We start from the raw sequence: 15,612 nt of genomic DNA, 5'->3' as shown, positions 1-15,612 counted from the left end.
GGGTCACCTGGCAGGCATTGCCAGCTGGCGCCGGAGTGGGGGATTAGGCGGTACAGGGTAAGCTGGGTGACGTTATGAATTCACCTTTGAAGTTCGACGTGACGGAATTGTTGCGCAGCCAAGGCTCCGAAGCGCTGCCCGAGCACCGCGTTCAAACCGGCCCCGCCCCGGAACGCATCGGTGTGGAAATGATCGCCATTCCGAAAGGCGATGAACTAACGGTAGACGCCACCCTGACCCCGTTGGGATCAGGCATTCTGGTGGATGCTGATGTCGCTGGCACCCTCAGCGGTGAATGCGCGCGCTGTTTGGCGGAACTCCATCCAGAATTGGATCTCCACGTATCCCAAGTCTTCGCGGCGGATGAGTCCTTCATCAGTGGCGACGACGCTGATGAGCAGGACCAAGGTTCCGGTGATGAAGTACCAGAAGTCAAGGACGGCGTCCTCGATCTGCTGCAGACCGTTATTGATGAAGCCGGGCTGACTTTGCCTTTCGCTCCGACCTGCGAGGGCGGCTGCGAAGCTGATACGCCGGAGGGCGTTACCATGGGTGTCTCCGGTGAAGAAGAACGTGTAGATCCCCGCTGGTCAGGTCTGGAGAAGTTCCTATGAGCAAGAAAAAGAAGCTCACAGGGGAAGAAGCCCTCGCCGCTGCCTATGCCGAGGTGGATCACGCCCCGTTGCTCACCGCGCTGGGCGTCGACATTAGTGACGAGCACTTGTGCTTGGCGCTGACGCACCGTTCCTTTGCCAATGAGAACGGTCACCTACCCAACAACGAGCGCCTCGAGTTCCTTGGGGATGCCGTGCTGGGCTTGTCGATTGCTGCGAAACTCTATGAGCGCTACCCGTCCCGCCCGGAATCGGACATTTCCAAGATGCGCGCTTCCATCGTGTCGCGCTATGGCTTGTCTGATGTGGCCCGTGAGATTGATCTGGGCAAGCACGTCCTGTTGGGCAAAGGCGAGCAGACCACTGGCGGCCGGGATAAGGACTCCATCCTCGCCGATACCACAGAAGCGATCCTGGGAGCGATTTACCGCCAGCATGGATTCGAGGTAGCGCGCAAGGTCATCCTGAACCTTTTTGCCGCCAAGATTGAGAACGCCGTTGTGTCTGGCCGCCACATGGACTGGAAGACAACTCTGCAGGAGCTCTGCGCGGAGCTGAAGGCAGCAATGCCGGTCTATTCGGCGACGTCGACTGGTCCGGAGCATGATCAAACCTTTAGCGCCGTGGCCACTGTCGCTGGTCTGACCGTGGGACGCGGTACGGGCCACAATAAGAAGCTTGCGGAGCAGAAAGCAGCGGAAGAAGCCTGCCAGGCGCTGCGCGAAACCCCGCTTCTAGTCCAAGGCACTGCAGCCAAAGAGAGCTAGATGCCGGAGCTTCCAGAAGTCGAATCTGTTCGCCGCGGCCTCGAGCCCTACATCGTAGGGCGTATGTTTACCTCGGTAGAGGTGCTTCACCCGCGGGCGAACCGTGGGCAGGAGGAGCCGCTCGCAGCGCTCGTGGAAGGCCGGACCATTGCCGCGGCAGCACGCCGGGGCAAATTCATGTGGCTCGAATTCGCCGATGAGGACCTGAGCGATCCGGCCCGTGATGTCCTCTTCATCCATTTAGGAATGTCCGGCCAAGTGCGCATCGGTGCGGTGGACTCCCCACACGTGCGTATTCGAGCTGTGCTTGACGACGCCACCCCCATCAGCTTCGTCGACCAGCGTACTTTTGGGTACTGGCGTGTGGCCCCGTGGCTGACTATGGCCCACATTGCGCCTGACCCGCTGGAACCGGACTTCGATTTCACTGCGGCTGCGCGCCGCATCCGGGCTAAGAAAACCGCCGTCAAGGTAGCACTCTTGGACCAAACTGTCGTGAGCGGAGTCGGCAATATCTATGCCGATGAGGCCCTATGGGCGGCAGGTATATCTCCACTGAAGAAGGCGAACACGCTGCGTCAGAAGGACGCCGCGGCGATTGTGCGCGCAGCGGCTGAGGTTATGCGCGCGGCACTCGACGTTGGCGGCACGAGCTTCGATGCACTCTACGTCAATGTCAATGGCGAATCCGGGTACTTTGACCGCTCCTTGCATGCCTACGGGCGTGGCGGTCAGCCCTGTGATCGCTGCGGAACTGAACTGGTGAAGACCGTGGTGGGCGGACGCGGCACGCACTTTTGTCCCTCCTGTCAGCGCAGGGGTGCTGCTTAGGGGGCGCACAAGTAGGTCTCTAGTAGGTGGTGCCGTTAAGATTATGGCCCATGCAAGAAGTTTTCAGCACTGTGATCGGTGCCATTAATAACAGCCTCTGGTCCTATGTTCTGCCGTGGCTGCTCATCGCCGCCGGCCTCTTCTTCGGCATCCGTACCGCTTTGGTGCAGGTGCGTATGGTGCCGGACATGTTCAAGGCGGTCGTCGAAAAGCCCAAAGGCATCGGCGTGGACGAAGATGCCAATTATGGCGGAATTTCGGCGTTCAAGGCCTTTACTATTTCCGCAGCGTCGCGCGTCGGTACCGGCAATGTTGCGGGTGTTGCCGTGGCTATTTCGGTGGGTGGTCCCGGTGCGGTGTTCTGGATGTGGCTCATCGCCATTTTGGGTGGTGCTACGGCATTCGTGGAGTCCACTCTGGCCCAGTTGTGGAAGGTGCGCGAAGGCGATGCTTACCGCGGCGGCCCCGCCTACTACATGTCCCGCGGACTGGGATGGACCCCACTGGCGACAGTATTTTCGGTAGCCATCGCCATCACCTTCGGTTGGTTCTACAACGCCTTCCAGACCAACGCTATTTCTGATTCTTTGGCTACCTCCTTTGGTCAGGATTCCCTGGCGTTTAAGGCAGGCGTCGGCATTGCCGTGGTCCTCGTGGCAGGCCTCATCATCGTGGGTGGCGTGCAGCGTATTGCCACCATGACGCAATTTATTGTTCCCTTCATGGCAGCCGCTTACCTAGTCGTTGGGTTCATCGTTGTGGCATTGAACTTTGACAAGGTGCCGGACATGATTGTGTCTATCATTGGTTCTGCCTTCGGCCTCCGTGAGGCTGCTGGTGCCACCTTGGGCTTGGCCATGCTTAAGGGCATCCAGCGAGGCTTGTTCTCCAACGAAGCCGGTGAAGGTTCTGCCCCTAACGCCGCGGCAACGGCCACGGTGTCCCATCCAGTCAAACAGGGTCTCGTCCAGACTCTCGGTGTGTACTTCGACACCCTCGTAGTCTGCTCCATTACGGCTTTCGTCATTTTGCTGGGCACCGACTTTAAGACCTTCGGTACTGATGCCATCGAAGGCGTTACCCTGACTCAGAACGCTCTTGCCGGAACGGTTGGCGAGTGGGGAATCCACTTTGTCACCTTTATCCTCTTCTTCCTGGCGTTCTCCTCGATCCTCGGCAACTACTACCTCGCCGAGTCCAACGTGGAGTACCTCTCGGAGAAGAAATGGGTGCTGTGGGCCTTCCGTGCCATCGTGTTGGCCTTCGTCTTCTATGGCGCGGTCGCGCCGTTGGGTACCATCTTCGACCTTGCCGATACCGGCGCGGCCATCATGGTGCTGCTCAATGTGTGCGCCATCGTGCCGCTGTCGGGCGTGGCCATCAAGCTGCTCAAGAACTACAACGAGCAGCGCCGTCAAGGCGTGGACCCAGTCTTCCACCGTGATATGCTGCCGGAACTGAAGGGCGTGGAATGCTGGGATGGCTCGGATCCGGTAACCCGCCGCAGCCTGGAGGATCGTATCCAACTACAGCACCAGCACGACTTGGGTGATCGCACCAATTTGAGGGAGTTTTAAATGCCACAGCAGCGCCTGACCGCGTTCGTTCTCGGCTCCGTACAGGGCGTAGGTTTCCGCTGGTGGACTCGTTCCCGCGCCTTGGAATTGGGTTTGGCTGGCCACGCCACCAACCTGCAGGACGGCCGCGTTCAGGTCGTCGCCGAAGGCCCACGTGAGGAGTGCGAACGTTTGCTGGAATTGCTGCGTGAAGAACCGTCCACCACCCGTCGCCCCGGCGTGGTTGAGGCCGTGGTGGAGCAGTGGGCCGAGCCACGCGGCGAGTCCGGCTTCATCGAACGCTAAACTAGGTTGAATGCACCTCAAATCGCTCACGCTCAAAGGGTTTAAGTCCTTCGCGTCTGCGACGAACCTGAAATTCGAACCCGGCATTTGTGCTGTCGTGGGCCCGAACGGCTCAGGTAAGTCCAACGTCGTCGACGCCTTGGCGTGGGTCATGGGCGAAGGAAGCGCCAAGACGCTGCGCGGCGGCAAGATGCAAGACGTCATCTTCGCCGGTGCCGGTGAACGCAAAGCCTTAGGGCGTGCCGAGGTTACCCTCACCATTGATAACTCGGATGGGGCCCTGCCCATTGAGTATTCGGAGGTTTCCGTCACGCGGCGCATGTTCCGCGATGGTGCGAGTGAATACGAAATTAACGGCGCCAAGGCGCGCCTCATGGACATCCAAGAGCTGCTCTCGGACTCCGGCATTGGCCGCGAGATGCACATCATCGTGGGCCAGGGAAAGTTGGCAGAAATCCTGGAATCCCGGCCAGAGGATCGTCGTGCCTACATTGAGGAAGCCGCAGGCGTGCTTAAGCACCGCCGCCGCAAAGAAAAGGCACAGCGCAAGCTTACGGGCATGCAAGCTAACCTTGACCGCTTGCAGGACCTGACTGATGAGTTGGGCAAGCAGCTCAAACCGTTGGCACGCCAGGCCGAAGCTGCGAAACGCGCTGCCACGGTGCAAGCGGATCTCCGTGATGCGCGCCTGCGCTTGGCTGGTGACCGCGTCGTCCGTGTCCGTGCGACCTTCGAGGAGGCCGAGCGCCGCGCCGAGGTGCTTGCTGAGCAGGTCGAGGAAGTTACGGCACAGCTTGAGGAAGCCACCGCGAATCAGCTAGAGATCGAAGCTGAGCTGGGGGAGGTGTCCCCGCGTGCGGAGGCAGCTCAAAAACTGTGGTTTGATTTGTCGACGCTCTCGGAGCGCATTTCCGCCACGCAGCGTATTGCAGCTGAGCGCGCCAGCAACGTGGGCGCACAGGTGGCCTATGCCGGCCAGGATCCGGATGAATTGGAAGCGAAAGCCCGGCTTGCCGACGACTCCCATGCCGAACTCCTCGCCGCCGCCGAGGAAGCTGCGGAGCGCCTCGAATCTATCCGCGAGGAAGTGGCTGAACGCCGTGAGGCATTTGAAGATGCAGACAAAGAGCACATGGCACAGTTGCGTGCCATTGCCGATAGACGCGAAGGCGTCGTGCGCCTCATTGCCGCCGAGGAAAACCTTGCGGGCCAAGTCTCCGCTGCGGAGTCGGAGTTAGGCCGTCAAGAGGAGACGTTGTCGAGCACCAAGGCTCGCACGAGGGACGCGCAGGCGGAAGCTGATGAGGTGGCTGACAAGTTGAGCACCCTTGCCTCTGAGCGCGAGCCACTCGAAGAGGCACATGTGCGGGCGGCCAGTGAATCTGATGCCGCTGACAAGCGCTTGGAGCAACTGCGCGATGCCCAACGTGAGCGCGAGAGGACCGTGTACTCGCTGCGCGCGCGTATCGAAACCTTGAGTCAGACTGCGCCGGAGGCCCTCGACTTGGGCGAGGGCTTCGCACCCCTGGCAGATTTTATTTCCACACGTTATGAAACTGCAGTCGCCGCTGCACTCGGGTCTTTCGCTGAGGCACAAGCAGGTGCTGTGAGCGAGGAGATCGTGGCTAACCTGGCGGACGCCAACCGCACGCCGCTAGTTGATGTCTCCGCGGCCGACCTTGGCTCTGAAGCCTCGAGCACCGCTACCAGCTGGCGCCTCGACGCGGACCTGCCCAGCGGTGTGGAGTGGCTGCTTGACCACATGGTGGTGGTCCCTGAGGTGGCGGCGGCGCTGACGCGGTTGCTGTCTGATGTCGTCCTCGTCACGGATTACTCTGCCGCACGTGCAGCCGTTGCCAACGACCCACGCTTGCGTGCGGTGACCCCGCACGGCCTGCTCGTCGGCGAAGGCTGGATTGAGGCCGGAACCGGCAGCACCTCTACCGTGGAGGTCAGTGCTCACATCGCAGAAGCTGAAGAGCAGCTGGAAGCAGCCTCCCAGGAATTGGAGGAGCTTTCCGGAACCCTCGAAGGCGCGAAGATTGCTGCCGATGATGCACGCGTTTCAGCCGCTAGCGCTAAAGCGGCCCTGCGCGAACACGACCAGGAAGTAGAGGCCTGGAAACGTGACCACCAACGCTTGTTGAAACAGTATGAGGCCAACAAGGCAGAGCATGAGAAGGCCGCCGCGCGTGCCACTGATATCGAGGTCCAGCTCGTGCGCCTGCGCGAAGACCTGGATGAAGCTCGCGACCGCTTGTCCCGCGTTGATACGGATGAGCAGTCCGATGAACCTTCCTCTGTTGAACGCGATGAGGCGTCCACAGCCCTGGAGCAAGTCAAGGCCATGGAAGTCGAAGCTCAGCTCGCCGCCCGCAGCGCCGAGGATAAGGCAGCCCAAGCCGTGGGCAGGGGAGATGCTTTGCGCCGCCAAGCACAACACGAACGTCAGGCCAAGGCTCGCCATGACCAAGCGATGGCTCGTCGCCAAGCGCAGGCACAGTTGGCTGGGGCCGTGGATAAGCATGCCCAAGACCTAGCCGCGCGTGCAGCCCATGCCCTGGAACGTGCCGCCGAGGAGCGCGATGAACTCGTGACCCAGCGGGGTGTGTTGCAGGGCCGTGCCCAGACCGCGAAGCAGGCGGTATCCGCTGCCCGCCAACAGTTGGATAGGCTCACCGATTCAGCTCATAGCTCGGAAATCGCGCGCAGCCAGGCCCAAGTCCGAGTAGATGAAGCAGAGGCCAAGATCGTCGAGCAGCTCGGTATCGCGATTCCGGATCTGCTCAAGGATTACACTCCGGGCGAGGACTTCGACCGCGCAGCGGAGACTGCGCGTCTCAAGCAGGCAGAAAAGGATCTTAACTCGTTGGGCAAGGTTAACCCCCTCGCCTTGGAGGAGTACAAGGCCTTGGAGGAGCGCTATACCTTCCTGTCGACGCAGCTTGATGACGTCATCCAAGCCCGCAAGGACTTAACGAGTGTTATTGAAGATGTCGACGCGCAGATTCTACAACTGTTCACGGACGCGTGGCACGACGTGGAAGCCGAATTCCCGAAAGTCTTCCAGACGCTCTTCCCGGGCGGCGAGGGCCGACTCATCCTTACCGAGCCTGATGACATGTTGGCAACCGGCATTGAAGTGGAGGCGCGCCCACCGGGCAAGAAAGTCAAGCGTCTCACCTTGCTTTCGGGTGGTGAGAAGTCCCTGACCGCGTTGGCGATGCTCGTGGCCATTTTCCGCGCGCGTCCCTCACCGTTCTATGTCATGGATGAGGTGGAGGCCGCGCTTGACGACGTCAACCTGCGCCGACTCATCGCCCTTTTCGAAGAATTGCGTAAGGATTCGCAGCTCATCGTCATTACGCACCAGAAGCCAACGATGGATGTGGCCAATGTCCTCTACGGTGTCACGATGCGCGGCGACGGAGTAACGCGTGTCATCTCACAGAGATTGAGCCGCGCCGGCGACGCCCCCGGTACCGCGCAAGCAGCAGAAGACGCCACGCGCCTGGGCGTCGACGCTCCGCGCCCGCAGTAATCGCGGGCGGGGAGGCAGGCAGTACGTCCTCGGCTAATTCACTGGCTTTTTCTTTGGCTCGTGGTGCCCGCAGTGCGCAACCCTGGCACTATGGAGGACATGAATACTACGTATCTGTGGATTGCGATAGCAGTCATCGTTCTGATCCTTCTGGTGATCGGGCTGGTCGTGCTGGGTAAGAAGCGCGGCGAGTCAAAGAAAGTCTCTTTTGAAAAGCCCGAAGATAAACCCAAGGAGCTCACTCAGCAGCAAAAGTCGGGCAATTACCAGGCCAAGTCCGGCTTCAACTTTGCTCCAGCTGGCGGCGGTGCCACCAAGCAGCCCGCTAGCGCGCCGAAGGCTAGCGAGCCGCAGAAGCCCGCTGAGCGGCAGGTAGCGAGCCCCAAACCCGCAGCCGCAGAACCTGCACAGCGAGCTGAGACCGAGCCGGAGCGTCAGCCTGAAGCCCAGCCGGAGCAGCGCGACGCCACGCAACTGGCCAATGAGCAGCTCAGCGGCACCGCGAAGACCCCAGAAGCCGAGCCAGCTAAGCCTGCCGCTCCAGCAGAGCCAGCCAAGCCTGAAACCCCAGCAGAGCCGGCCAAGCCTGAAGACACGACTGCCGAGAAGGTAGAAGACAAGCCAGAGAAGGCCAAGGAATCTGAGTCCGCTGGCGGTGCCGTCGCTGCCGGTGCCGCGACCGCAGCAGCTGCTGGTGCAGCCGCGGCAAGTGCTGCAGCAGCTGAGGAGGAGCAGCGTGCAGATGATGAGGCTCAGGTTTCTACTCCCGAGGCGGACACTCCGGCCGCGGTGGACGCCGATGAGACCATCGCTGACACACAGGTAGAAGAGCAACCAGTCGAAGAACCCGTAACGGAGGTTGCGGCTGAGGAACCTGCGGCAGAAACTGTGGATTCTGATTCTGGTGCTGAGGATGCGGCCGACGCTCAAGCTGAAGCAGAGGAAGCTGCTGCGGCGGCAGGGGAGCAGGCGGCGTCGGCAAGCGCGGCGCTCGAGACCGAGCCGGAGGAGCTCGAGGTTTCCGAAGACGCAGAGGTCGTTGAGGCCCCAGCGCAGCCCCAGGAGGACATCGCGCCGGCAGCGGGCCGTTTGGGCAAGCTCCGTGGGCGCCTGTCGCGCTCCCAGAACGCCATTGGCCAGGGCCTTATGGGCATCCTGTCCGCCGGTGACCTCGATGATGACGCGTGGGAGGATATCGAAGACACCCTCATCATGGCGGACCTCGGCACCAAGGCCACCATGCAGGTCACTGATTCACTGCGTGACAAGATTGCGGAACGCGGCGTGAGCTCCGAAGAGGAAGCACGCGCCATGCTGCGCGAAGCTCTCATTGAGGTGGGCCACCCAGAAATGGACCGCTCCATCAAGGCTATGCCGAACGAGGGCAAGCCGGCTGTCATCATGGTGGTCGGTGTCAACGGCACTGGCAAGACCACCACGACCGGTAAGCTCGCCCGCGTGCTCGTTTCCATGGGACACAACGTGCTGCTCGGAGCTGCCGATACCTTCCGCGCAGCGGCCGCAGACCAGTTAGAGACCTGGGGTCGCCGAGTCGGCGCCACCACTGTTCGTGGCAAGGAAGGCGCAGACCCCGCTTCCGTGGCCTTCGATGCCGTCGCAGCTGGTGTAGACCAAGGTGTTGACGTCGTCCTCGTCGACACAGCTGGCCGCCTGCACACCTCCGTGGACCTCATGGACCAGCTGGGCAAGGTCAAGCGCGTGGTGGAAAAGAAGACCGACGTGGATGAGGTTCTGCTGGTGCTCGATGCCACCGTGGGCCAGAACGGCCTGACCCAGGCGCGCATCTTCCGTGATGTCGTGGACATCACCGGCGTTGTGCTCACCAAGTTGGACGGCACAGCCAAGGGCGGCATCGTCTTCCAAGTTCAGGAGGAACTGGGCGTGCCGGTGAAGCTCGTGGGCCTCGGCGAGGGAGCAGATGACCTCGCCCCGTTCGAAATTGAGAGCTTCGTCGACGCCCTGTTGGGAGAAAAATAGAAGAATTTTTCAGGCGGGATTCCGCCTGATCTATTCCTATATCTCTTCTTAGACCGTAGCGCCCTCTTACGGAGGCGTTACGGTCTTTTTAAAGTGCAAATAATGTGCTTTGCGGGAGGTCACAATGATAGTCTGAGACGGTCCTGTCTATATGAGGCTGAATTTTCAGCCCCTTCAACGGTTCGTGAGGCTACTCTTTCGTGACACTCTTGTATGTCGTCCTCCTCGCAGCTGTCGCAGTGGCGCTTGCACCAGTAGCTGTCAAAGTTGCTGATCGCGCAGCCGGCTACCCGCTAGCCGGCATTTTTATTATCGCCGCGGCATTGTTAGCGCGAGAATTTCCTACACTTGCCCGCGGTGAAGAACTGTCCTACTCCGTGACGTGGGTACGCGATGTCATCGCGCCCGGCGTTGACGTGAACCTCGCCTTTAGGGGCGATGCGCTGGGCATTTTCTTCGCCATGCTGGCACTCGTCATCGGTGCGGTGGTGTTTTGTTACTCCGCAGCGTATCTGCCTAAAGGCAAGGGAAACGTCAGCTTCTACGTGCTGATGACAGCGTTTACGCTGTCCATCCTGTTGCTGGTGTTGGCGAATGACGTCGTGGTGCTCTTCCTCGCCTGGGAGCTTGTGTCGTTGGCGTCGTTCATGCTCATTGCACGCAGCGGCAAGTCCGGCGAGGCAGGATCGCAGCGCACTTTGATTCTCACCTTCGTCGGTGGTTTGACGCTGCTGACGGGTGTAGCGATTGCCGCCACGGCAGCAGGAACCACGAACCTTGAGGGAATCTTGGCTTCTGAGGTGTGGGCGCAGCGCCCCGGCCTGACCACCGGTGTGGCAATCCTCATCGCGCTGTCTGCCTTCACCAAGTCGGCGCAGTTCCCCTTCCACTTCTGGCTTCCTGAGGCCATGGCGGCGGCCACACCGGTGTCGGCCTTTCTGCATGCGGCGGCCGTCGTCAAGGCCGGTGTGTACTTGCTGATTCGCTTCTCCACCATCTTCCACGACGTTGCGGCATGGAATTGGTTGCTCATCGTGGCCGGTATGGGAACGGCCGTCATGTCGGCCGTCTTTGCTGTTCAGAAGACGGACCTGAAGAAGCTCACTGCGTACTCCACCGTTTCCCACCTGGGTTGGATCGTGGCCACCATCGGTGTTGGAACCCCGTTCGCCATCGCCGCGGCGCTGGTCCACACTCTGGCGCATGCACTGTTCAAGTCCTCCATCTTCATGCTCATCGGCGTCATTGACCATGAGGCTGGTTCCCGCGACATCCGCCGCCTTGGTGTGCTGTGGAACAAGATGCCGTGGACGTTCGGCTCCATGCTCATCGGTGCGGCGTCGATGGCCGCAGTACCGCCGCTCTTTGGCTTCGTATCGAAGGAAGGAATGCTCACCGCATTCGAAGAGGCGCCGATTGGCTCGGCAGGCCAGATGGTTCTGCTCATCGTCGCGGGCATTGGTGCCTTCTTTACCTTCACCTACTCGGCCAAGATTGTCTTCGGCGCCTTCTTCGACGGCCCGCGCGATATGTCGAAGACCCACGAGGCTCCGGTGCGCCTGTGGCTACCGGCAGCACTGCCGGGAGTTATGTCCGTGCCGATCGTCTTTTTCATGGGCGTGCTTGATGGCCCGCTCGATAAGGTCGTCGCTGCTATCGGCATGGAGGGCCACTCGCACTTGGCGCTGTGGCACGGCTTCAACGTTCCGTTCGCTATCTCGGCACTCGTGCTTATCGCCGGCATTGTGGGTGTGCTGTACCGCAAGCCGCTGTGGTCGGCGATGGAGGAGCGAGAGCTCTTGCCGCGTACCGGTAACGAGGTGCTGAAGTGGATTCAGGGAGTGTGTGCCAAGTTCGGCCGCTTCGTTGGCCGTATGTCGGATACTCACAACCCGTCGCTGTTCATCCTGCCGATCATCTTCCTCATTATCCTTCTGGCTGGTGCGGCGCTGCTTTCCGACGGCGTCGATGGCGTCGCTCTTAACCCGCGCGTCGAAGGCCTGGATAACCCGTGGGATCTCTTGCCGCTGAGTATCGTTGCGCTGTCTATGGTTGGCCTGGTTCGCACGAAGAACCGCCTTACCGGTGCGGTCATGATCGGAACGGCCGGTACTGGTGTGACCCTGCAAATGTTCCTGCTGGGTGCCCCGGACGTGGCGCTGACTCAGTTCACAGTGGAGGCACTGTCCGTCATCGTCATGATGATGGTGCTGCGCTACCTGCCAGAGAAATTCCACCCGGTGTCCCACAAGGGCCGCCAGACTGGCGCCATCATCATCGCGGTCTTGGCGGGTGCCGCAGCGTTCCTCGGTGTGTGGGCACTCATGGGCCGCCACGAGCGTTCGGACCTGGCTATGTGGTATCTCAACAACGCGCCGGACATCACCGGTGGCGATAACGTTGTGGCCACCATCATCGTGGAGTTCCGTGCGCTCGATACCCTGGGCGAGCTCTCCGTGTTGGGTATGGCGGCCGTCGTCATCGCCGCGGTGACCTCGACGCTGCCGCGCTTCCCGTTCACCTCGGGTACGCGCCCGGCACCGTTTGGTCAGTCGCAGCTCAACTCTGTTCCACTGCGCAAGGGCATTGCTCTCACTATTCCGATTCTGGTGGTTCTGTCCGTCATCGTCTTCTACCGTGGCCACCAGGCCACCGGTGGTGGCTTCCCGGCTGCCCTCATTATGGGCGCAGCCATCGGTTTGACGTACCTCTCGCGCGGTACGGATGAGATTGTCTTTGGCCGTATGACGCCGATTCACCTCACCGGCATCGGCATCATCGTCGCGTTGACCGCGGGTTTCATCGGTTACATTCCAACCTCCCACAGTGATGGTGGCTTCCTCACCGCTATCCACGGTCACGCGCTGGGGCAGCACTGGACGACGTCCCTCATCTTCGACCTTGGTATTTATCTTGCCGTTCTGGGCATGCTTACCATGGCGATCAACGCCTTGGGTGGCTACCTGCGCCCAGGTACGGAACGCGACTTCCTGCCGTGGGTTCACGATGACGATTCGGCGTTGCCGAACACGCCACGCGTGGTGCTTGACGACGTCGACGATCCTTACCCCGAATCCATCAACCCATCCTCCGATCCGGAGGCCCTGCTGAATGACGCCCAGGCACGCCAGCGCGTGTCCTCGCCTCACTTCACCCCGGCTGGAGAGGAGAAGAACTCATGATTCTCGCCTTGACTATCGCGCTGCTCATCGGCAGCGCCGTCTACCTCATCCAACAGCGCAGTCTCGTGCACATCGTGCTGGGCATGATGGCCTTTGGCCACGGTGCGAACCTGACCCTGTTGGCTACTGGTGTGTACTCCTACCGCGGTGAGTCCTTCCCATCGCAGGTTCCGATGGAGCAGATGGGAGATCCGCTCCCGCAGGCGTTCGTCCTGACTGCTGTGGTTATTTCCATGGCGACCTCGACGATCCTGTTGACGTTGGCTGCCATGGGTGCCAACGATGACACGGATGTTGCTGAGCCTGTGGATGACAACACCATCGACCATGCCTTCTCCACGCTGGGCCGTGACACACAAAACCGTGCGATCCTCGAGCGCTCGGCGAACAAAATGGACCGTTTGAAGGAACTCGACCAGGAAGGAGAGAAGTAAATGTCTGACACCGTAAGTGCTCTCCTCCCGCTTTTTGCTGCGGTACCACTCGTGTCAGCGGCCTTGGCGCTGTTGGCGCCGTGGCGACGCGTGCGTGATGCGATCATGTTGATTGTGCCGGGCATTGGCATCTTCGCGGCCTTCGCTTTGCTGCTCTACACCATGAACAATGGCGTCGTTGCCCACAACGTGGGTAATTACCTCGGCAACGCGGGTATTGCCTTCGCCGCGGATACGTTCTCGGCGTTGATGATTGTGACGACAATGATCGTTGCTTTCGGCGCCAACTGGTTCGCCATCGTGGGGGGTGAGACCAAGTCACGCTACTACCCATCGCTCACGCTCATTCTGATTACCGGCGTGTGCGGTGCCCTACTCACCGCAGACCTCTTCAACTTCTTCGTGTTCATCGAGGTCATGCTCTTGCCGTCCTATGGCCTCATCACCATGTCTGGTACGTGGTCACGTCTAGCCGCCGGCCGTGCCTTCGTGCTGGTGAACCTGTTTGCCTCCACGTTGCTGGTTGTCGGTGTGGGCTACATCTACTCCGTCACCGGCGTCGTGAACCTTGGCGCTCTAAAGGGCGCTGCGGCGGGCAATGGCCCGGTGACGGTCGCTGCCGGCATCATCGTTATTGCGGTAGCAGCCAAGGCCGGTGTCTTCCCCGTGCAGAACTGGTTGCCGCGAACCTACCCGGGAACCTCCGCCGCGGTGATGGGCTTGTTCTCGGGCCTACACACTAAGGTCGCGGTCTACATGCTGTACCGCTTGTGGGTCCAGCTTTTCGATATGGACGAGCGCTGGGGCGTGCTCATCATCGTCGTGATGATCATTTCTATGATCGTCGGCGCCTTCGGCGGCTTGGCGGAGAACTCTATCCGCCGTGTGCTGGGCTATCAGATGCTCAACGGCATGCCGTTCATCCTCGTCATGATGGCCTTCACCACGCACGATGCCCAACGTGCATTGGCGGCTGGTATCTTGTACACGATTCACCACATGCTGACGGTCGGCTCGCTCATCCTAGCCGCAGGCGCCATTGAGGAAACCTACGGCACTGGCCGCCTCAACAAGCTCTCCGGCTTGGCGCGGCGTGACCCTATCATCGCGTGGATCTTCGCTGCCGGTGCCTTCTCTGTCGTGGGCTTCCCGCCCTTTTCCGGCATGTGGGGCAAGGTCCTCATCGTGGCCGAAGTGGCACGCACTGGTGGGGGATGGGCCTGGACCGTTATCACGGTGATCATCATCGCGTCCTTTGCCGCCTTCCTGTCCATGCTGCGCGTCTGGCGCCGCGTGTTCTGGGGTAAGGACCTGCCCAAGGAAAAGGTGCCGAATGAATTGGTCATCCGCAAAAAGCTCATGGCTCCCTCGGCCGCCCTTGTCTTGGGTTCGTTGACCATGTTCATCCTGTCTGGCCTCGTCATCGACGTCACCATGGCGGCTTCTGCGGACCTGCTCGACACGGAGGCTTATACCAACGCCGTGCTTGGCGACGACCCCGTAGCCCTACCCGATATCGACTCCATCCAGGAGGGCCGTTAAATGAAGACCGCTATGAACTCTGTGGTCTACGCAGTGTGGCTCATCAAGGAGATTTTCGTGGCTGGCTTTTCGCTCGCCCTCGAGTCCTTCAAGCCGCAGAACAACTACAATCCCGTCGTCGTGCGCTATCCGTTGCGGATAACGGGCGCGTGGGAAATCTTCTGGTTTACCTCTTCCATCACAGCGACGCCGGGCACCCTCTCGTTGGGCCTGCGCGAGCCAGTGCGGGAGGGCTTGCCGCGCATTGTGCTCGTGCAGGCAGTCATGGGCGATGATCCCGCCAGCGTCATGGCAGATCTCGCGCACATGGAGGAGCGCCTTGCCCCTCATGTTAAGGGCACCGATTATGGCGTGCCCGGCCAGGGGCCGACCACGGACCTGGCGGAAACTTTCTACGAGTACCCCCTCGATACCCTGGGCCGGCATATGCGTGCCCCGGATATCGCGCAGACCGATGACACGCCGCTGGCCGCCCACGAGGTGGACAAGCGCCCTGTCCGGCCGCGGCGCCGCAGCGTGCCGAGCAAAGCCCGAAAGGAAGACAAGAAATGATCGATTTTTCCTCTTTCAGCGCCTTTCAATGGGTGGTCTTCGTATGCGTCTTCATCATGTGCGCATGCGTGTGTGCTGCACTGGGCCTCGCGCTGCGTTCGCGCGATGAGCTTACCCGCACCGTGATGAGTGACATGGTCTTTTACGGCATGATGTGCATGTACTTGGCCTGGGCCATGACGAACCACGCCTCCATCGTGTATGACATCGCCATGCTTGCGGGCATTGCCGCCGGTGTGCTGCCTACGTTGTCCATGGCCCGTATCATTTCGAAGGGCAGGAGGTAGAC

General features: G+C 60.7%; 12 protein-coding genes. All 12 read left to right on the top strand.

What is annotated here, in order from left to right; genetic code table 11:
* Positions 1 to 74: 74 nt before the first annotated feature.
* Positions 75 to 614 (top strand): YceD family protein, encoded by a 540-nt coding sequence (locus I6J26_RS01865; protein WP_115022772.1) that lies wholly within the window; start codon positions 75 to 77, stop codon positions 612 to 614.
* Complete coding sequence (gene rnc, locus I6J26_RS01860) at positions 611 to 1,381, top strand: ribonuclease III (RefSeq protein ID WP_115022770.1); 771 nt, start codon at positions 611 to 613, stop codon at positions 1,379 to 1,381. Before I6J26_RS01865 ends, rnc begins: the two co-directional genes overlap by 4 nt.
* Positions 1,382 to 2,212: a bifunctional DNA-formamidopyrimidine glycosylase/DNA-(apurinic or apyrimidinic site) lyase gene (gene mutM / locus I6J26_RS01855; protein WP_115022768.1), complete on the top strand. Its 831-nt coding sequence runs from the start codon at positions 1,382 to 1,384 to the stop codon at positions 2,210 to 2,212.
* A gap of 50 nt (positions 2,213 to 2,262) precedes the next feature.
* The gene (locus I6J26_RS01850; protein WP_115022766.1) at positions 2,263 to 3,789 is read left to right on the top strand and encodes an alanine/glycine:cation symporter family protein; all 1,527 of its coding nucleotides are present in this window, start codon (positions 2,263 to 2,265) and stop codon (positions 3,787 to 3,789) included.
* Positions 3,790 to 4,074: an acylphosphatase gene (locus I6J26_RS01845; RefSeq protein ID WP_115022764.1), complete on the top strand. Its 285-nt coding sequence runs from the start codon at positions 3,790 to 3,792 to the stop codon at positions 4,072 to 4,074.
* A 10-nt stretch (positions 4,075 to 4,084) separates the two neighbouring features.
* Entirely contained in the window at positions 4,085 to 7,615 is a 3,531-nt protein-coding gene (gene smc, locus I6J26_RS01840; protein WP_115022762.1) for a chromosome segregation protein SMC, read from the top strand.
* Positions 7,616 to 7,714: 99 nt separating this feature from the next.
* Positions 7,715 to 9,613: a signal recognition particle-docking protein FtsY gene (ftsY, locus tag I6J26_RS01835; RefSeq protein ID WP_115022760.1), complete on the top strand. Its 1,899-nt coding sequence runs from the start codon at positions 7,715 to 7,717 to the stop codon at positions 9,611 to 9,613.
* Between the two features lie 200 nt (positions 9,614 to 9,813).
* Positions 9,814 to 12,795 (top strand): DUF4040 family protein, encoded by a 2,982-nt coding sequence (locus I6J26_RS01830; RefSeq protein ID WP_115022758.1) that lies wholly within the window; start codon positions 9,814 to 9,816, stop codon positions 12,793 to 12,795.
* Positions 12,792 to 13,229 (top strand): cation:proton antiporter subunit C, encoded by a 438-nt coding sequence (locus tag I6J26_RS01825; RefSeq protein ID WP_039675981.1) that lies wholly within the window; start codon positions 12,792 to 12,794, stop codon positions 13,227 to 13,229. Before I6J26_RS01830 ends, I6J26_RS01825 begins: the two co-directional genes overlap by 4 nt.
* Positions 13,230 to 14,771, top strand: a complete 1,542-nt coding sequence (locus tag I6J26_RS01820; protein WP_115022756.1) for a monovalent cation/H+ antiporter subunit D family protein — start codon at positions 13,230 to 13,232, stop codon at positions 14,769 to 14,771.
* A complete protein-coding gene (locus I6J26_RS01815; protein ID WP_115022754.1) occupies positions 14,772 to 15,323 on the top strand; it encodes a monovalent cation/H+ antiporter subunit E in 552 nt (183 codons plus the stop codon).
* Positions 15,320 to 15,610, top strand: a complete 291-nt coding sequence (locus I6J26_RS01810; protein WP_115022752.1) for a cation:proton antiporter — start codon at positions 15,320 to 15,322, stop codon at positions 15,608 to 15,610. Before I6J26_RS01815 ends, I6J26_RS01810 begins: the two co-directional genes overlap by 4 nt.
* Positions 15,611 to 15,612: the final 2 nt, after the last annotated feature.

Source organism: Corynebacterium minutissimum (genome assembly GCF_016889765.1).
Classification (GTDB): Bacteria; Actinomycetota; Actinomycetes; order Mycobacteriales; family Mycobacteriaceae; genus Corynebacterium; species Corynebacterium minutissimum_B.
This window is presented reverse-complemented; position numbering and strand designations above follow the sequence as displayed.

Excerpts from the sequence above, each read along its gene's own strand:
- I6J26_RS01865 (WP_115022772.1), top strand. The coding sequence starts at position 75 with ATGAATTCACCTTTGAAGTTCGACGTGACGGAATTGTTGCGCAGCCAA.
- rnc (WP_115022770.1), top strand. The coding sequence starts at position 611 with ATGAGCAAGAAAAAGAAGCTCACAGGGGAAGAAGCCCTCGCCGCTGCC.
- mutM (WP_115022768.1), top strand. The coding sequence starts at position 1,382 with ATGCCGGAGCTTCCAGAAGTCGAATCTGTTCGCCGCGGCCTCGAGCCC.
- I6J26_RS01850 (WP_115022766.1), top strand. The coding sequence starts at position 2,263 with ATGCAAGAAGTTTTCAGCACTGTGATCGGTGCCATTAATAACAGCCTC.
- I6J26_RS01845 (WP_115022764.1), top strand. The coding sequence starts at position 3,790 with ATGCCACAGCAGCGCCTGACCGCGTTCGTTCTCGGCTCCGTACAGGGC.
- smc (WP_115022762.1), top strand. The coding sequence starts at position 4,085 with ATGCACCTCAAATCGCTCACGCTCAAAGGGTTTAAGTCCTTCGCGTCT.
- ftsY (WP_115022760.1), top strand. The coding sequence starts at position 7,715 with ATGAATACTACGTATCTGTGGATTGCGATAGCAGTCATCGTTCTGATC.
- I6J26_RS01825 (WP_039675981.1), top strand. The coding sequence starts at position 12,792 with ATGATTCTCGCCTTGACTATCGCGCTGCTCATCGGCAGCGCCGTCTAC.
- I6J26_RS01820 (WP_115022756.1), top strand. The coding sequence starts at position 13,230 with ATGTCTGACACCGTAAGTGCTCTCCTCCCGCTTTTTGCTGCGGTACCA.
- I6J26_RS01815 (WP_115022754.1), top strand. The coding sequence starts at position 14,772 with ATGAAGACCGCTATGAACTCTGTGGTCTACGCAGTGTGGCTCATCAAG.
- I6J26_RS01810 (WP_115022752.1), top strand. The coding sequence starts at position 15,320 with ATGATCGATTTTTCCTCTTTCAGCGCCTTTCAATGGGTGGTCTTCGTA.